The organism is Pseudomonas sp. HMWF021, from assembly GCF_003061005.1.
In the GTDB taxonomy this organism is placed as follows: domain Bacteria; phylum Pseudomonadota; class Gammaproteobacteria; order Pseudomonadales; family Pseudomonadaceae; genus Aquipseudomonas.
Map to the genome: position 1 here is coordinate 1 of NZ_QAIK01000146.1, position 16,756 is coordinate 16,756.

14 protein-coding genes and 1 tRNA gene are annotated in these 16,756 nt (G+C 61.8%); 3 read left to right on the top strand and 12 right to left on the bottom strand.

Going from position 1 to position 16,756, the window contains the following annotated elements:
- The first annotated feature begins 119 nt into the window (after nt 1-119).
- The gene (locus tag DBR18_RS20790; protein WP_108591723.1) at nt 120-1,109 is read left to right on the top strand and encodes a sensor domain-containing diguanylate cyclase; all 990 of its coding nucleotides are present in this window, start codon (nt 120-122) and stop codon (nt 1,107-1,109) included.
- Between the two features lie 129 nt (nt 1,110-1,238).
- On the opposite strand, the gene DBR18_RS20795 is transcribed toward DBR18_RS20790, so the two are convergent.
- From DBR18_RS20795 to gabD, 3 genes are all read right to left on the bottom strand, one after another.
- Nucleotides 1,239-2,450, bottom strand: coding sequence for a response regulator (locus DBR18_RS20795; protein ID WP_108591724.1), 1,212 nt, complete (start codon nt 2,448-2,450; stop codon nt 1,239-1,241).
- 141 nt (nt 2,451-2,591) lie between these two features.
- Nucleotides 2,592-3,869 carry a 4-aminobutyrate--2-oxoglutarate transaminase gene (gabT, locus tag DBR18_RS20800; RefSeq protein ID WP_108591725.1) on the bottom strand — a complete coding sequence of 426 codons (1,278 nt, stop codon included), beginning with the start codon at nt 3,867-3,869 and terminating at the stop codon, nt 2,592-2,594.
- 187 nt (nt 3,870-4,056) lie between these two features.
- On the bottom strand, nt 4,057-5,499 hold the full coding sequence (gene gabD, locus DBR18_RS20805; protein WP_007963502.1) for an NADP-dependent succinate-semialdehyde dehydrogenase: 1,443 nt from the start codon (nt 5,497-5,499) through the stop codon (nt 4,057-4,059).
- A gap of 443 nt (nt 5,500-5,942) precedes the next feature.
- Between gabD and DBR18_RS20810 the strand changes: the two genes are divergently transcribed.
- Nucleotides 5,943-6,019: transfer RNA gene (locus DBR18_RS20810), tRNA-Arg, on the top strand.
- Between the two features lie 76 nt (nt 6,020-6,095).
- On the opposite strand, the gene DBR18_RS20815 is transcribed toward DBR18_RS20810, so the two are convergent.
- The 5 genes from DBR18_RS20815 to DBR18_RS20835 all read right to left on the bottom strand — a co-directional run bounded on the left by DBR18_RS20815 (nt 6,096) and on the right by DBR18_RS20835 (nt 9,924).
- Nucleotides 6,096-6,326, bottom strand: coding sequence for a hypothetical protein (locus DBR18_RS20815; protein WP_177482414.1), 231 nt, complete (start codon nt 6,324-6,326; stop codon nt 6,096-6,098).
- A 56-nt stretch (nt 6,327-6,382) separates the two neighbouring features.
- Nucleotides 6,383-6,982: a hypothetical protein gene (locus DBR18_RS20820; RefSeq protein ID WP_108591726.1), complete on the bottom strand. Its 600-nt coding sequence runs from the start codon at nt 6,980-6,982 to the stop codon at nt 6,383-6,385.
- Complete coding sequence (locus DBR18_RS20825; protein WP_256588828.1) at nt 6,979-7,560, bottom strand: RNA polymerase sigma factor; 582 nt, start codon at nt 7,558-7,560, stop codon at nt 6,979-6,981. The genes DBR18_RS20820 and DBR18_RS20825 overlap by 4 nt, the downstream gene beginning before the upstream one ends.
- A gap of 29 nt (nt 7,561-7,589) precedes the next feature.
- Entirely contained in the window at nt 7,590-9,275 is a 1,686-nt protein-coding gene (locus tag DBR18_RS20830) for a VWA domain-containing protein (RefSeq protein WP_108591728.1), read from the bottom strand.
- Between the two features lie 88 nt (nt 9,276-9,363).
- Nucleotides 9,364-9,924 carry a YbhB/YbcL family Raf kinase inhibitor-like protein gene (locus DBR18_RS20835; protein ID WP_108591729.1) on the bottom strand — a complete coding sequence of 187 codons (561 nt, stop codon included), beginning with the start codon at nt 9,922-9,924 and terminating at the stop codon, nt 9,364-9,366.
- Nucleotides 9,925-10,063: 139 nt separating this feature from the next.
- On the opposite strand from DBR18_RS20835, the gene DBR18_RS20840 reads away from it, so the two are divergent.
- Nucleotides 10,064-11,587, top strand: coding sequence for an FAD-dependent oxidoreductase (locus tag DBR18_RS20840; RefSeq protein ID WP_108591730.1), 1,524 nt, complete (start codon nt 10,064-10,066; stop codon nt 11,585-11,587).
- 135 nt (nt 11,588-11,722) lie between these two features.
- Here DBR18_RS20840 and pgaD read toward each other — a convergent pair whose 3' ends face one another.
- The 4 genes from pgaD to pgaA form a co-directional block, all read right to left on the bottom strand.
- Nucleotides 11,723-12,256: a poly-beta-1,6-N-acetyl-D-glucosamine biosynthesis protein PgaD gene (pgaD, locus tag DBR18_RS20850; protein WP_108591731.1), complete on the bottom strand. Its 534-nt coding sequence runs from the start codon at nt 12,254-12,256 to the stop codon at nt 11,723-11,725.
- Nucleotides 12,253-13,608 (bottom strand): poly-beta-1,6-N-acetyl-D-glucosamine synthase, encoded by a 1,356-nt coding sequence (gene pgaC / locus DBR18_RS20855; RefSeq protein ID WP_007961454.1) that lies wholly within the window; start codon nt 13,606-13,608, stop codon nt 12,253-12,255. Before pgaC ends, pgaD begins: the two co-directional genes overlap by 4 nt.
- A 1-nt stretch (nt 13,609) precedes the next feature.
- Nucleotides 13,610-15,607 (bottom strand): poly-beta-1,6-N-acetyl-D-glucosamine N-deacetylase PgaB, encoded by a 1,998-nt coding sequence (gene pgaB, locus DBR18_RS20860; RefSeq protein ID WP_108591732.1) that lies wholly within the window; start codon nt 15,605-15,607, stop codon nt 13,610-13,612.
- A 12-nt stretch (nt 15,608-15,619) separates the two neighbouring features.
- The coding region (pgaA, locus tag DBR18_RS29610) for a poly-beta-1,6 N-acetyl-D-glucosamine export porin PgaA (RefSeq protein ID WP_256588825.1) at nt 15,620-16,756 on the bottom strand (1,137 nt) is incomplete at its 5' end.

The window sequence follows — 16,756 nt, forward strand, 5'->3', positions numbered from 1 at the left end:
CCCGCCACAAAAGCGTGGAACTAAGCTCAATTTCCCCTATCTCAAAGACACTTCGCCACCCCGGCGGGCTGTACTGTGGCGGTTGTCGAATGGCGGCACGCCCTTTGAGATAAGTGCCGATGGTCAACAACAATCAAAAAGACTCATCCCCTGCGCAGTGGCCCGAGGCCGCGCAAACCCTGATGGCGCTGATGCACGCCCAAGGCGAAGTCGCCCGGCTGAGCGAGCGCGAACAGCTGTTCAGCTCACTGCTGGTGAGCGTCAACGCGGTACTGTGGGCGTTCAATTGGGAAACCCGTCAGGTGCTGTACGTCAGCCCTGCCTACGAGCGGATTTTCGGTCGCTCGGCCGGCCTGCTGCTGGCCGATTACAACCAGTGGCGCGACAGCATCTACCCCGATGATCTGGATTACGCCGAACGCAGCCTTGCCGAAGTCCTGCACACAGGCGCTGTGGAAGACCGCGAATACCGGATCATCGCCGCCGATGGTCAGGTTCGCTGGCTCAGCGACAAATGCTTCATCAACCGTCAGGACGAACCCGGGCAACCGGTGATCATTGTCGGCATCGCCGAAGACATCACCGAAAAGAAGCACATGGAAACCGAGCTGCATCGGCTGGCGACCACCGACGTACTGACCCAAAGCAGCAATCGTCGGCACTTCTTCGAGTGCGCCAACCGCGAGTTCGAAGAGGCGCGTCTGCAGGGTGCGCCGCTGACGTTCCTGCTGCTGGACATCGACGACTTCAAGCTGATCAACGACAGCTACGGCCACCCGGAAGGTGACAACGTGCTGCAGCGGATCGCCGAATGCGGGCGCGGCTCCCTACGCCGTGGCGATCTGTTCGGACGCATTGGTGGCGAGGAATTCGCCGCGGTGTTCCCGGGTTGTGCGCCGGACATGGCGATGCAAGTGGCCGAGCGACTGCAGCAGGAAATTCAGCGATTGAGCTTCAACGTGGACGGCCAGACGTTCGGCATCACCGTCAGCCAGGGATTGACCAGCCTTCACGATGACGACGAAAACCTCGACAGCCTGTTCGCCCGGGCGGACGCGGCGATGTACGAGGCCAAGCGTCAGGGCAAGAACCGGATAATCTCAAGCTGAGACCCACCGTCCGATTCACCTGCCCTGTAGGAGCTGCGGCACGCTGCGATCTTTTGATTTTGCTTTAAAGACAAAATCAAAAGATCGCAGCGTGCCGCAGCTCCTACAGGGGGATGCTCGTGAATCCGGTTATTTGCGCATCCGCATCAATTCCGGCAGCCCGATCTTCAGCAGCCGCGCCGTGCGACTCTTCGCCAGCTCTTCGACTCCTTCATGCTCGGTCAGACGGGCCATTTGCGCTGCCATGTTCATCACCAGCGCCTCACGGGAGTAAACCCCGCCTCCGAGCTGGTAGACCGACGCAATCAACTCACGCAGCTCCAGCGGCAAGCGCCAGCGTGTACGCAATGCCGAACCGTAGGCCGCGCCAAATTCCGCCAGCGCGTCGCCGACTTCCTCCAGCTCATCCAGCTCGCCGCCGGCCTGCTTCCATTCCTGTAAGCAACGCAGCAACGCCAGATCGCCGAGACGATGCAGCATGCCGGCGCAATAGCAGCGCTCCTGATCCAGATCCAGCAGGCGCGCCAGAGTGCGCGCGTATTCTGCCGTGTGCAGCGACAGGCCCCAATAGCGCTCGGCGTAGTCCGCCAGGCACGGGTCACTGAGTTTGGCGCTGCGCTTGAGCGCCAGGCCGAGGATCAGGTTCATGCTCTGCCCGGTGCCGAGGCGATGCAGCGCCTGCCCCAGGGTCTGCACCGCCGCGCCATGATGCTGCGCGGCGCTGTTGGCGGCGGCGATCAGCACGGCCGTGATCTGCGGATCGGTGCGGATTTCTTCTTCCAGCAGCTTCAGATCAAGTCCGTTCGGGTTCAGGCTGCGCTTCACCGCTACCTGCACATCGGTCATCAGCGGCGCGCCGTCAGCCTGTTCACGACGCCGCTCAAGGAATACCGCCAAGGTCATGCCCGCCGCCAGGGCCGGCACTTCGCAAAACACCTCTTCGCCCGCATCCAGCAGCAACCCCTGCAAGCGCTCGGTGAGGTTTTCCATGTTCAGCGGTTTGGTCAGGTAGGCCGTGGGCGCCAGCGGGATGGCTTCACGCACGCTGGCGCTGTCGTTGCGGCTGCTCATCAGAATGAACGGCAGCGGCGGATTGCGTTTGCGCTGGCGCACACTGCGCAGCACGCTCAAGCCGTCGATGCCCGGCAACTCCCAATCGACGATCACCAGGTCATAGGGCACTTCGCTGAGTAACGACATGGCTTGCTGGCCGTCGGCACACAGATCCAGCCGCGCATCACAGCGCACGTTGAGCAACACTTGTTTGAGCAGGTCCCGAGACCACGGATCGGCCTCGGCAATCAGCACTCGGGGTACGGCGGGTAAATCAACGGCAGTCATGCGCGCTCTCCCTTGCAATGCCTGAACCTTAGCCAATGCTGGCCTTTCGATACAGCGCAAAAGCGCCGGATGTGTTTCAAGGGGCGTAAAAAAACCCGCCGAAGCGGGTTTTTTGTCGAACCGATCACACGGAGTCTGGGCTTACAGCTCCGAGAAGCACTCTTCGATGATCGCCAGGCCTTTGTCCAGTTGCTCGTCCGGCGAGGTCAGCGGTACGAGAACGCGCAGAACGTTGCCGTAGGTGCCGCAGGACAGCAGGATCAGGCCCTTGTCGCGCGCCTTGGCTACCACAGCCGCGACAGCGGTCGGGTTCGGCTTGTGGCTGTCGCCGTTTTCGAACAGCTCGACCGCGATCATCGCGCCCAGGGCACGCACTTCACCGATCACCGGGTACTTGGCCTGGATTGCCTTGAGGCCGGTTACCAGACGCTCGCCGACAGCCTTGCAGCGGTCCAGCAACTTCTCTTCTTCGAACACTTCCATCACGGCCAGAGCCGCAGCGCACGCGATCGGGCTACCGGCGTAGGTGCCGCCCAGGCCGCCTGGGGCGATGGCGTCCATGTACTCGGCCTTGCCGCAGACACCGGCCAGCGGGAAGCCGCCAGCGATGGATTTGGCGAAAGTGGTCAGGTCGGCAGCAACGCCCATCTGCTCCATGGCGAAGAAAGTGCCAGTACGGCCAGCGCCAGTCTGCACTTCGTCAGCGATCAGCAGGATGCCGTGCTGGTCGCACAGGGCACGCAGACGCTTCATGAATTCTTTCGGCGCGACGTAGAAACCACCTTCGCCCTGCACAGGCTCGATGATGATCGCGGCGATGTCTTTCGGCTCGGCGTCGTTCTTGAAGATGCGCTCGATGGACGCGATCGAATCGTCGATGCTCACGCCGTGCAGCTCGTTCGGGTACAGCGCGCGGAAGATGCCGCCTGGCATCAGGCCCATGCCGGCCGAGTAAGGTACGACCTTACCGGTCAGGCCCAGCGTCATCATGGTGCGACCGTGGTAAGCGCCGGTGAAGGCGATCACGCCAGCACGGCCAGTGGCGGCACGGGCGATTTTCACGGCGTTTTCCACGGCTTCGGAACCGGTGGTCACCAGCAGGGTTTTCTTGTCGAAATTGCCTGGCACCTTGGCGTTGATCTTTTCGCACAGCTCAACGTACGGCTCGTAGGCCAGTACCTGGAAGCAGGTGTGGGTCAGCTTGTTCAGCTGTTCGGTCACGGCGGCGATGATTTTCGGGTGCACGTGGCCGGTGTTCAGCACAGCGATGCCGCCGGCGAAGTCGATGAACTCACGACCTTCAACGTCAGTCACGGTAGCGTTCTTCGCCGATTCGGCGAAGATCGGGTGAATCTGGCCAACACCACGTGGAACAGCAGCGGTACGGCGGGCCATCAGATCAGCGTTAGTCTTGCTCATTACAGTCCTCATTCACCGCTCATCGGGCGGCGTGGTTCAAGGATTAAGCGGGAGAAATCGGCGGTGGCAGCATGCGATGATCGACTGCCACGGCGTTCCTGGCCGCAGAGAAAATTCCGGTTTTTGAAACGACGCAAAGGGACAGCGCTCTCGTGCCCTTTGCGTTTGCAGCGCTCCCTGTCCCGGCTCAGATGCCCAGGCAGAGGTATTTGATTTCCAGGTAATCCTCGATGCCGTACTTGGAGCCTTCACGGCCCAGGCCCGACGCCTTGATGCCGCCGAACGGCGCGACTTCGTTGGAGATCAACCCGGTGTTGACGCCGACCATGCCGTATTCCAGGGCTTCGGCCACACGGAACACACGGCCCAGATCGCGAGCGTAGAAGTAGGAGGCCAGACCGAACTCGGTGTCGTTGGACATCGCGATCACTTCGGCTTCATCTTTGAAGCGGAACAGCGGCGCCAGCGGGCCGAAGGTTTCTTCCTTGGCGACAGCCGCGTCTTTCGGCACGTTGGTCAGGATGGTCGGCTCGAAGAAGTTGCCTTCCATCGGCTTGCCACCGGCCAGCACGGTGGCACCTTTGGCCACAGCGTCAGCAATGTGCTCTTGCACCTTGGCCACGGCTTTTTCGTCGATCAGCGGGCCAGTGGTGGTGCCTTCTTCCAGACCGTTGCCGATCTTCAGCTTGGCCACCGCCACTTTGAGCTTCTCGGCAAACGCGTCGTAAACCGAATCCTGAATGTACAGACGGTTGGCGCAGACGCAGGTCTGGCCGTTGTTGCGGTACTTGGAAATGATCGCGCCTTCGACGGCCTTATCCAGGTCCGCATCGTCGAACACGATGAACGGAGCGTTGCCGCCCAGTTCCAGCGAGACTTTCTTGATGTCCTTGGCGCATTCCGACATCAGCTGACGACCGATCTCGGTCGAACCGGTGAAGGACAGCTTGCGCACGATCGGGTTGCTGGTCAGCTCGCTGCCGATGTCGCCGGCGCTGCCGGAAACCACGCTGAACACACCTTTAGGGATGCCGGCGCGCTGGGCCAGTTCAGCCAGGGCAAAGGCGGAGAATGGGGTTTGCGAAGCCGGCTTGAGCACCATGGTGCAACCGGCGGCCAGCGCAGGGCCGGCTTTACGGGTGATCATCGCCGCCGGGAAGTTCCACGGGGTGATCGCGGCGGTCACGCCGATCGGCTGCTTGATCACGATCAGGCGCTTGTCCGGCTGGTGGCCCGGAATCACGTCACCGTAGATGCGTTTGGCTTCTTCGGCGAACCACTCGATGAACGAAGCGGCGTAAACGATTTCGCCCTTGGCTTCGGCCAGCGGCTTGCCCTGCTCGAGGGTCATCAGGCGGGCGAGGTCGTCCTGGTTCTCGATCATCAGTTCGAACCAGCGACGCAGCTTGCCAGCACGCTCTTTGGCGGTCAGTGCACGCCAGGCCGGCAGCGCCTTGTCGGCGGCTTCGATGGCACGGCGGGTTTCGGCGGCACCCATTTTCGGCACGGTGCCGAGGATTTCGCCGGTGGCCGGGTTGTTGACCTTGATCGTCTGACCGTTGTCCGCATCGACCCAAGCGCCATCAATGAAGGCTTGCTGGCGGAACAACTGGGTATCTTTAAGCTGCATGTCGGCTTTCCTTAACAGCACCGCGGCCTGCGCGGAGCAAAATTATGATTGTAGAAAGGCGCCTCGCAAGGCTGCCGTCAGGGAAATCATCGACCGGGTGAGGCGCAGTGATCGTGCGTTATTCTCAGCACCTGCGCTTCAACACCCGATCAAAGAGCGTTTGAAATCTCAAACGGATCGTAGGAGCAAAGGGGTTAAAGGACAATAGGTCGTTCGAAAAAAAGAACAAAAACCCAGCGTTTGCTGGTTTTTTCAGATCAACGAGCAAAAAGCCCCGGCCACAGCCAAACCATAGATCAGCCGGGAAAAAGCGCCAAGCGAGGGTTTTGCAGGACGTTACAGCTTTAAGGAATGCAGCGTTTCACACCGACACGCGCACTGACAAAACCCGCCAAAACCCGGCATGGACGCCCCGAGCCGACCTAGGTATGATGTCGCCCGCTGCACCAGTAGCTCAGCTGGATAGAGTACTGCCCTCCGAAGGCAGGGGTCGTGGGTTCGAATCCCGCCTGGTGCGCCATGAATTGCAACGAGAAAGCCCCGGACTGTGATGGTCCGGGGCTTTTTTGTGGGCGCAGTGTTTCATGCAATGACGGTCACTCCGTCGTCCAGTCAAACTCATCGTAATCGTCGTCTTCCTCTTCTTCCCCAGCCTCCTCAAAAACCTCATTTTCTTCCACGACGTCTTCTTCCGACTGGTTCAGCAGAAACTCCTTGCGAGCCTCGGTAATCGCGCGCCGCATCTCCTCGCCCTTCTGCGGGCAGTTGAGGAGTTGGGCGATGCGGTCGATTTTTGCTGCCACTTTGTTCTCCAGCGCTTCAGCCATGGCCCGATAGTGCGCGTTTTTGCCGGGCAATGCCAAATGGCTGGGTGAACAAGCGGTCAGTTCTGGCGGATTTTTTCGAGTCGCCGGTCGAGGTCCACGTCGGGGTAGCGTTTGTGCAGATTGTTGTACAGCGCATCAGCGGCTTGCGACTGGCCGGAGTCGCGCAAGCGCAGGACTTCGTGCAGTTGCGTGTCGAGGCCGTTGGCCGGGGCGGCGGCGCGTTTGCCGAGTCTGGCTTCGTCGGAGTGAATGGCTTCGCTTTGCATCGGCGCGGCCATTTCCATCATCGGTGCTGGGGCGGACATGGCCGCAGCGGGCGGAGCGGCCAGTGACTGCGCTTCCGGTGCTTGCTTGCGCGCCAGTGGCGCGGCCGGTCTGGCGGCCGGGGCGAAGTCGAATTGCGGCTGTGGCTCGGGCGTACGTTGCACCAGCGACAGCATCAGTGCCACACCGACCAGGCTGGCGAAGGCGAACTGCCAACGCGGTTTCTGACAGGCCCGCAGCCAGCGTTGCCAAAGGCCTGGCTTGGGCACCGGGGTTTCGCGGTGAGCAGCATTGAGGATGAACGCATCAAGGTGCGCCGGCGGTTCAGCGTTGTGCTGTTCACGCACATGTTTGATCACGGGATCTTCGGGTGTCTGGCGGGCGTCAGTCATGTCAGTACCTCCTCGGCCAGCAGCCGACGCAGTTTTTGCTGGGCGTAGCGCAAGCGGCTCTTGACGGTTTCCAGCGGTGTTTCGGTGAGGCTGGCGATTTGCGCCAGGTCGAGGTCGCCGTGGGCGCGCAGCAGGAACACTTCGCGCTGGTCGGCGGGCAGGGTTTGCAGGGCACTTTCCAGGCGCTGGCTGTCGCGGCTGAGGTTCAGCAGTTGTTCCGGATCGTGGGTCTCGTCGCCAACCGCATGCAGCTGTTCGTCGTAGCTGTCGTGCAGCGGCTGATGCGCGCCGTGTTTGCGCCAGTGATCGATCAGCCGATTGCGGGCAATCTGGAACAGCCATGTACGAAACGTCGCCCGCCCCTGTGGCTGACTGGTGCTGCGGATCAGGCTCAGCCAAGTATCCTGAAACACCTCGTCAGCCAGTTCCGGTTTGCCGCTCAACCCGAGCAGGAACCGATACAACCCCTGACGATGGCGCGTGTACAAAATCTCGAACGCCGCGCCGTCGCCCTGGCGATAACGCGCCAGCAGCGTTTCATCGCTGCTGGCGGCCTTGCTGTCGGGCGCAGCAAACAGCTGACTGATGAAGCCTTTGAATCGGCTCACTATTCGATCCGTCGCTCAGTGGGCATCGCATTGGATGCGGTTGAGGTGCGCAGGCTTTGCGCCAGTTCCACCAGTTGCACGAATTCGTTGCGCAAGCCGAAGCGGTCGTCGCCGCGAGCACCACGGGCCAGCGCTTCGGTGTCTTTCAGGCTGAAATCGCCGGTGTAACGAGCGTCCTTGAGCTGCTGGGAAAACGCCGCCACCGCTGCCGCGAAACGCAGGTCCTCGCTGGCCGGTGCGACCTGATTGGCAATCGGCCGCTCGATCAGCAGACTTTTCCCACCTTCAGGCTGTTGATAACGCACACGCAGCATCGCCAATTCCCCGTTGTTCGTCGCCACCGGCGTCTGCGATTTACCGTAGTGCAGCGGTTCCAGCCAGCCCTGCTCGCCTGCCGGGACAATTTCATACAGCGCGGTCACCGTGTGTCCTGCGCCGACTTCACCGGCATCGACCTTGTCGTTGCTGAAATCCTCACGCTTCAAGGCGCGGTTTTCGTAGCCGAGCAGGCGATATTCACTGACCTGCGCCGGGTTGAATTCCACCTGCAATTTGACGTTTTTCGCCACCACGGCAAGGGTCGAACCGAGTTGATCCACCAGCACTTTGCGCGCCTCGCGCAGGTTGTCGATGTAGGCGTAGTTGCCGTCGCCGGCGTCGGCCAGTTGTTCCATCAAGTGTTCATTGTAGTTATCCACACCGAAACCCAATGTGGTCAGGGAGATCCCGGTCTTGCGTTTATCCACAGCCATTTGCTTGAGGCTGTCGAAGTCGCTGATGCCGACGTTGAAGTCACCGTCTGTGGCCAACAGGATGCGGTTGATACCTTTGGGAATGAACGCCTGCTGCGCCATTTGATAGGCCAGCTCGATGCCTGACGCGCCAGCGGTTGAACCGCCTGCGGTCAATTGCTCGATGGCCGTGCGAATTTTCGCTTTTTCCCGTCCGGAAGTCGGCTCCAGCACCACGCGGGATTCGCCGGCATACACCACCAGCGACACCCGATCCTGCTCGCGCAACTGATCAACCAACAGTTTCAACGTGCTTTTGACAAGTGGCAGCCCTTCGCTGCGATCCATCGAGCCGGACACATCCACCAGAAACACCAGATTGGCCGGGGCCAGTTCCGCCACGGTACGGTCAGAGGCCTTGATGCCGATACGCAGCAGGCGGGTGTGCGGACTCCACGGGGTGGCGGCCAGTTCGGTGGTCACTCCGAAGGGCGAACCATCGCTTGGCAGCGCGTAGTTGTAGGGAAAGTAATTGACCATCTCTTCCAGCCGCACCGCGCCTTCCTGCGGTAGGCGTCCCTGATTGAGCAAACGCCGGACATTGGCGTAGGCCCCCGTGTCGACGTCAGCACTGAAGGTCGAGACCGGAGCCTCGGCCACGCTGTGGATCGGATTGTCGGCCAACGCCTGATACTGCTCGCGCTGCTCGTCGCGATAGCCTTGTGGATAACTTTCCGGGGCCGGCATCGCCGCGAAACTGGCAATCGGCGCCGGACTTGCTCTGCGCTTGACCATCGCACTGTCGGCGGCGAGCGCTTCATGCTGAATCGACGCCTGTGGCTGGGCCGGCGCCGGGACAGCAGCCGATTCGGGATTGGAAGACACGCCGCAACCGGCGACAGTCAACAGCACACCGATCGCAACAGGTCGCAGAAAAGGCAGAGAACGAGACATGGGGGCTGACCTCGGGATGAAAGTGATCCATTCATCCACTGAGACGGGCAGCCCCTTCAGATCGGGTTAAACGCCGCTGAAAATATTTTCAGCGGTGATAACGCCGCACCACGCTGCTGTTACGCAGTACGTGGCCTTTGATTTTTTCCATCAGCTCGGCGCGGGTCAGGCCGGCGGGCAAGGCGTCCGGGGCCAGATCCAGGGCGTAGATCTGGATGATGTAGTGGTGCGCGCTGTCGCCAACCGGTGGGCACGGCCCGATGTAATGGGTGGTGCCTTTGGTGTTGGTACCGCCCACGCCTTCGAGAGTGGATTTGGCGCCGACACCGGCCGGGATCTGCCGGGTGGTGGCCTTGATGCCGTAGTGAATCCAGTGATCGACGCCAGCACCTTTCTGGCCGTCCGGGTCGTGCATGACGATCGCGTAGCTCAGAGTGCCGGCAGGCCCCGCGTTCCAGGCCAGTGCCGGGGACTGGTTCTTGCCACCGCAACCGGCCGCATCGCTGGCGGCGGCCGAGGTGAACAGGCGATTGTCCGAGACACCGGGGATGTCGAGGGTAAAGCGCTCGGCCGCCTGCGCCGGAAACTGCACGCAAAGGGCGACGGCGACGGCCGCCAGCCAAGGGTTGAGAGAGGTCAATCGGGTCATTCCGGGAGTACCTTGTGCAGTTGGGCCTTCGTCGGCCTGCAAACTATAGCCGTACCGTTCGTGCCGTGGCAGTAGCAATTGGCTGAACCTCGCACTGCGGCGCAAACTCGTAAGAGAAATACCTGCGAGGAAGCCGATTATGTCCCTGCACCGTGTCGCACGTTTCGCCGATGTCCCCGAAGACCATGGGCTGCAAGTTGAAATCGGCGACTGCAAGATTGTCCTGCTACGCGCAAACGGCCAGCTCCGGGCATTTCAGGGCGAATGCCCACACGCCGGCGCGCCGTTGGCTGACGGTGCGTTGTGTCACGGACGTCTGATTTGCCCTTGGCACAAGGCCGCGTTTCGTGCCGAGGACGGCGCGTTGTGCGAGCCGCCGGCCCTCGACAGCCTCAAGCGTTATCCACTGGAGGTACGGGGCGAGGATGTCTGGGTCGATGATCAGCCATTAAACGATGCGCACACACCGCCAGAAGATGACCCGCGCACGTTCGTGATTGTCGGCGCAGGTGCAGCCGGCACGGCGTGCGCGGCCGCATTGCGGGAGAAAGGTTTTGGCGGCCGGATCATCATGATCGATCGTGAACCGGACGCCGGTTACGACCGCACGGTGCTGAGCAAATTTGTCCTCGCGGGCGAGATGTCGGCGCAGGAAACTCCGCCGCTGCGCGATGAAAGCTTTTATAAGGAGCAACGCATCGAACGCCGGCAAGGCGAAATCGCGGCCCTCGACGCACCAACGAAAACCCTGCATTTGAAAGATGGCCAGACCCTCGCTTACGACACGGCAGTGCTCGCCACCGGCGGCGAACCCAACCCCCTGCAACTGCCCGGCGCAGACCTGCCACAAGTCTTCGTCCTGCGCTCGAAAGCCCAGGCCGAACAGATCATGCGCGAGGCCAAACCTGACCAGCGCGCCGTGATCATCGGCGACAGCTTCATCGCCCTCGAGTGCGCCTCGGCCCTGCGTCAGTACGGCCTCGACGTCACGGTCATCGCCCGCCACGCCATCCCGTTCGCCGCGCAGTTCGGCGAAGCCGTGGGCAAGGCGATCCGTGCGCTGCATGAACAACACGGGGTGAAATTCATCACTGATCACGAGGCCCGGGAAATCACTGGCGACGGCAAGGTCGAGGCTGTGTTGCTGGACAACGGTTTGCGCCTGTCGGCAGATCTGGTCCTGGCGGGGGTCGGCGTACACCCGGCCACCGAGGCTTTCACGTCGCTGCCGAAAGAGGAAGACCAGTCACTTCGCGTCGATGCCGGCCTGCGTGTTTGTGACAGGCTCTGGGCCATCGGTGATATCGCCACCTTCCCCCTTAACGGCCAGCCGCAACGCATCGAACACTGGCGTCTGGCCCAGCAGCATGCCCGTATCGCTGCTGCCAACATGCTCGGCGCTGATGAGCATTATCTGGATGTGCCATTTTTCTGGACCTGGCACTTCGGCAGGAACTATGACTATCTGGGTCACGCCCGTCAGTGGGATGAAATCGAGTTCAAGGGCGAACCCGGGCATCCGCCCTTCATCGGCCTGTTCGGACAAAACGGCGTGGTGGTTGCCGCCGTGGCCTGCGAGGAGGAGCGGGCCATGGCGATGCTGGCTGAACGGATGAAACAGCCGCTGATGATGGAAGACGCGTGGAAGCTGATTCGCGGCTGAATGAATGCTGATTGCTGAATGCTGAATGCTGAATGCTGAATAATGTAGGAGCTGCCGAAGGCTGCGATCTTTTGATCTTTCAAATCAAAATCAAAAGATCGCAGCCTTCGGCAGCTCCTACAGGGGGGGTGTCGTTCAGGTGGGGCGATTTATCGGGTCGCGATTATCGTCATCCTCGGCGTGCAGAAAGATCACCCGGGGATGTTCCAGCGGCGCCAGCGGTGGCGGCAGCTCGGCAGGCTCCAGCGGACGGAAATTCAGCACCACGTGGCTGATGTCACCGTCCTGATCGTTGTGGATGGTCATCACCCCGGGCGTGCGCAGCTTCTGCAAGCGCTCGTCGCACAGTCGAAAGCTTCTGGTCAGCCCCTCATCGTCAACCACCGGCGCCGGCAAACGGCGCTGGGCAAAGCTTCTGCTCTTGCGCTGCTGATAACGGGCCCAGGAAATCAGGATCACCGCGTTGACCAATGCCACCCACAGGTAGATCTGCAACGTTCCAAGGGCTTCAAACGCCGAGTTGTCGATGCGCGGCCCACCGGCGTGGGTCTCGATCAATGGCCACAGCCCGCGTATCAGCAGAAACAGCAGGCCGACCCAGGCCAATACGGTGAGGATCACATCGATCACCACCAGGAAGGGCCGCTGGCGGGTCCGGATGATTTTCATTTGATGACCTCCTCTTCGTCGTCGCCGACCGGTTTGATGCCCCGATCAGGGCTGACCCAGCGCGCACGCTTCTGATGCTGACCAAACAGCACTTTGGGGAAACTGACCAATGTGGTGAGCAGGCTGACCAGCCAGAACGCGATCGGGTACCAGACCACCCAGAACATGGTTCGGCCCAAGCCCGGTTCGTAGCGCCGGTCGATAATGATGCTGACCGCGAACTGCACCAGGCAGACGAACGCCAGCAACAGGCCGGTGAACGCCGGGGGCATCAGGTGATGCACGGCAATCGATTCCGGCATGACCACGAACTTGCCCACGCCCCAGAAAATCACCGACAGCAGGAAGGTGAAGGCCCACCCGGTCGACAGGCAATATTCGAACAGCAGCGGCCACAGGTAACGATGGCGGTACTGCCAGATGCCGCGAATGTTCTTGAACAGCACCTCGGCGCCACCCTGGGCCCAGCGCAGACGCTGCTTCCACAGGCCGCGCAGGGTTTCCGGCATCAGGATCCAGCACAGCGCGCGCGGCTCGTAGAAGATGCTCCAGTGATCGAGTTGCAGCTTCCAGCTGATATCGATGTCTTCGGTGATCATGTCCGGGCTCCAGTAGCCGACCCGGTTCAATGCAGTGCGGCGGAACGCGACGATCACGCCGGACACGGTAAAGATCCGCCCGAACACCCGTTGCGTGCGCTTGATCAGGCCGATGATCGACGAGAACTCGCCGACCTGCACCCGCCCGACCAGCGTCGAACGCGTGCGGATTCGCGGGTTGCCGGTCACCGCGCCCAGCCGCGCGTTGTCGAGCATCGGCGCCACCAGATAGGCCGCGGTGTTCGGCGCCAGCAGCGCGTCGCCGTCGATGCAGACCAGATATTCGCTGCGCGCGGCAATCGCGCCCATACGCAGGGCCACGGCCTTGCCCTGGTTTTCCGCCAGGTGCAGCACGCGCAGGCGTGGGTCTTCCTGAGCGAGGCGGTCGAGCACTTCGGCGGTGTTGTCCTTCGAGCCGTCGTTGATCGCGATGACTTCGATGTTCGGGTAGTGCTGGGCCAGTGCTGCGTGAATGGTGTCGGCAGCGTTTTCGCCTTCGTTGTAGCAAGGGATCAGGATCGAGATCAGTGGTTCGCCTTCCAGTGGCGGCGGCAGGGTGTCGTCCTTCCACGGCCAGTGGCGTTCCCAGTGCAGCCAGAAATACAGGCCACCGGCGATCCACAGGCCGGACATGAACAACGGGTAGAAGAACACGAAGTCCATCAGGAACTGCCCGGTGACCAGGAAGATCAATCCCAGCGGCACGCCGAGGACGAGCGCCAGAACAAGCAGGGCTAACAGTCTATCCAGCATGTCATGGGTTCCATTTGTTGGAGAGCGCAGGCCTTACGGTTTTCAGGTCCGGCAGGTTGTCGAGGAAGTTGTCCGGGTAGTAACCGAAACTGGTCGCACCCTGACGCTTGAGCCGGCCCATCCAGTCGGCCAGTTGGGCGCCGTCGATGTCGGCCTGATCCTTTTTCGTCCAGTCGCGGGCCTGCAGCTCGAACACCGTGCGATCCAGCGCGCCGGGGCGCTGCTTGATCTTCGCTACCAGTTCTTCGAGCCACGGACCGGATTGCGCCTGGGTCTGTTTTTCCATCAGCGGCATGGCCATCGGCGCCGTCCAGTCGTAGGTCACGAGGAAATCGTCGAGGTTCTGCGCAAACCAGGCTTCGCTGTCTGGATTGAGTACCGGCTCGGCGAAGATGTTGCGCGCGGTCAGCACTTGTGGGCCACGGATCGCACGCACCTTGGCGGTCAGCTCATTGGTGAAGTCGATCAGGTATTTGCTCTTGAACCGCGTCCAGCGCTGCATGGCTGCCGGATCATCGCGAAGCGCAGCAATGGACCCCGGCAAGCCATGCGCGGCATAAGCCTTCAGCGCTTGCGGGCTGGCGTCTTCGAAGTCCGACAGCACCGCGTCGTCGTGATAAAGAATGCCGTCGACCGAGGTCAGGCGCGCCACATCTTCGTAGATTTCACCGATGATCTGCCGTACTTGCGGATCGAACGGCGACAGGCGCTGATACTGATCCGGATCGACCGCAGTGGTGCCAGTCTTCGGATCCCAGCGAGTCACCCGCGGCAGCTTCGCATCGAGGCCGAAACTGAGCACCGGCATCCACGCGAACACCTTCACGTGCGCCCGAGTACGCAACTGCCAGGCAACGCGGTCGAAGATGTCGGCGCGCACCGGCAGGTGACGGTTGGGGAAGTACAGCGAATGCACCAGCCCGTCACCTTTCGGATCGGCGAAGGCCTGCAGGAACACGGTATTGGCGCCCATGTCGGCCATGCGCTGGATCAGCTTGCCGAGGTTGATTTCCTGTTGCGCCGGATCAGGGTCGTAAACGTTATCCAGATCGACATGCACCACGCGCATGGCGAAGTCCGACTGCACGGCGACGATGCTGTTGGCGAAATGCTCGCCATCCGGGTCGGAGGCGACCAGAAAGCGCGGGCTGCTCATCAGGTTGTCGAGGGCGTCCAGACCGTCATCCAGCGTCAGGGCCATCTCGTAGCCCTGCTCACCAACCACGGTCAGCGAAGTACCGTCCGCCGTGCCGTAGGGCCAGACCCAGACTCGCGGTTTCTTGCCGGTGACCTTGCGGATCTTCTCCGAAATGGTCGCGACGTCATTGCGGATTCGTGCCTGGAAATCGGCCTCGGATTCGTAGCGTTTGGTCACCGGGTCGTAACGCCGTGTGGCCGCCGCCGGCTGCATGTTGCCCTGCGGGTTGGCGAGGATGCCTTTGTGGCTGGCGTCGGTGTGGGCGGCGATTTCAACCAGTCCCGATTGCGAGATTTCCCTTACCTGATCCCAGGTGAGGAAGTCCGAGCGTGCTCGCGGCGCACCGGCAAAATCCACCGGTTGATTGAGCGGCGTATCGATCCAGGTGCCGACCGGCGCCAGCAAGGCGTGCCAGTTGTAGGCGCGCAGCACCGGCAACACGCGGGTATAGAAGCTTGAGTAACCGTCGTCGAAGCTGAGCAGGATTGCTTTGGCTGGCAGTTCCGGGCCGCCCTTGCGTGCGGCCATGATCTGGTCGACGGTGACCGGTTGGTAGCCATTCTCCCGCAGCCAGGCCAGTTGCTCGATCATGCGTTCGGTGCGCACGGCCACCACTGCCTGATCGGGGTCGCGGTCTTCGATATCGTGATAGGCGATGCCCAGCACGTGGTTTTTCGGCCACGGCTTTTCACTGGCCGCCAGCGGACGTTGCGACGGCGGCGCGAAGGCCGGGGCTTGCTGGGCACAGGCGCTGATCAGCAGCACTCCCAGCAGAAGGATGAAACGCGTCATCAAAGGCATCTTCAAACTCTTCTAGAAGCGGAAAGTGAGGTCGACGAGCAGACGCAGATCGGTCTCCCGATCACCGTCGTAGGGCCGGTTGATCACACTGAACAAACCGCCCACCTCGAACACGTCGTTCCAGGCATAACGCTGGCCGTAGCCGAGCATCGCCATGCCGCCGGTGCCGTGGTCACGCTGGCTGTACGTCCCCGCCCCGGCCTGGAATTGCTGGCTCCAGGAGGTTTCGTAGCGGTGGTAGAGCACGTGATTGACGTTGACCGTGGGCATCACGCTGAAGTCCGACTTCGGGTTGAAGTACGGCACATCCTCGGAGTTGGAGTTGTGGCTGGTGCCGACCTCCAGACCGGCATCCACCTGCACGTTCGGCGCGCTGTAAACGCCCTCGCGCCCGGTGAGCAAAGCTTCGACACGGTTGTTGCCGTCGCTGAAGTGCGACGGGCTGACCGACAGGCGCCACTCGCGGCTTTCGTTGGCGCGCCAGCGAATGAACGCGTTGCCGCCGTTGGCCTTGATGTCGCTGTTGAGGGCGCGCAATGGCGTCTCGGCCGACAGGTAGGCGAAGCTGCCGCCGTACTGCCAGTTGTCGTTGATGTCGCGGGCAATTGCGATGCGTGCGCCCTGTTTGGCGCCGTAACCGTAATCGTGATTGGAAACTTCGGCTTCCAGGCTCATGTCGCGGGTACGCCGCTCCAGGCCGACGCGCTGGAAGCGGTCGGTGCCGGTGCCTTCGGCAAAGTCGCCGGTGGCATATCCGGCGCCGACGAACACCCGCCAGTCCTCATCGATCGGCGGGCTGTACAAGGTGCTCTGGATGCCGAAATCGCGGCTGCCACTGACCGCGCCTGCACCACCGCTGCCGCCGCCTCCGTTGGCCTTGCCGCCGTAGGCTTCTACGCGCAGTTCGGACATGTCATGCACTTCGCGCTCACGGGCCGCGCGCTGAACCTGACGGTTATCGGGGAAACGCTCGACCACGTCATCGGTCAGCGCATCCATCTGCCGCCACTCCTGCAGGGTCATCGCGGTGCGCGCCTGAGCGAGTTCCAGACCCATGTCGCGGGGCACCATGCTCTCGGTTTCCTTGAGCTGGTTTTCGGCGCGGCGTGGCCATTGGCGGGCCAGGTACAGATCAGCCTGGGCCAGACG

Bases quoted from the DNA above. Each gene is read 5' to 3' on its own strand.
- DBR18_RS20790 (WP_108591723.1), top strand. From the start codon at position 120: ATGGTCAACAACAATCAAAAAGACTCATCCCCTGCGCAGTGGCCCGAG.
- DBR18_RS20820 (WP_108591726.1), bottom strand. From the start codon at position 6,982: ATGACTGACGCCCGCCAGACACCCGAAGATCCCGTGATCAAACATGTG.
- DBR18_RS20835 (WP_108591729.1), bottom strand. From the start codon at position 9,924: ATGACCCGATTGACCTCTCTCAACCCTTGGCTGGCGGCCGTCGCCGTC.
- pgaD (WP_108591731.1), bottom strand. From the start codon at position 12,256: ATGAAAATCATCCGGACCCGCCAGCGGCCCTTCCTGGTGGTGATCGAT.
- gabD (WP_007963502.1), bottom strand. From the start codon at position 5,499: ATGCAGCTTAAAGATACCCAGTTGTTCCGCCAGCAAGCCTTCATTGAT.
- DBR18_RS20795 (WP_108591724.1), bottom strand. From the start codon at position 2,450: ATGACTGCCGTTGATTTACCCGCCGTACCCCGAGTGCTGATTGCCGAG.
- DBR18_RS20830 (WP_108591728.1), bottom strand. From the start codon at position 9,275: ATGTCTCGTTCTCTGCCTTTTCTGCGACCTGTTGCGATCGGTGTGCTG.
- gabT (WP_108591725.1), bottom strand. From the start codon at position 3,869: ATGAGCAAGACTAACGCTGATCTGATGGCCCGCCGTACCGCTGCTGTT.
- DBR18_RS20815 (WP_177482414.1), bottom strand. From the start codon at position 6,326: ATGGCTGAAGCGCTGGAGAACAAAGTGGCAGCAAAAATCGACCGCATC.
- pgaC (WP_007961454.1), bottom strand. From the start codon at position 13,608: ATGCTGGATAGACTGTTAGCCCTGCTTGTTCTGGCGCTCGTCCTCGGC.
- pgaB (WP_108591732.1), bottom strand. From the start codon at position 15,607: ATGCCTTTGATGACGCGTTTCATCCTTCTGCTGGGAGTGCTGCTGATC.
- DBR18_RS20840 (WP_108591730.1), top strand. From the start codon at position 10,064: ATGTCCCTGCACCGTGTCGCACGTTTCGCCGATGTCCCCGAAGACCAT.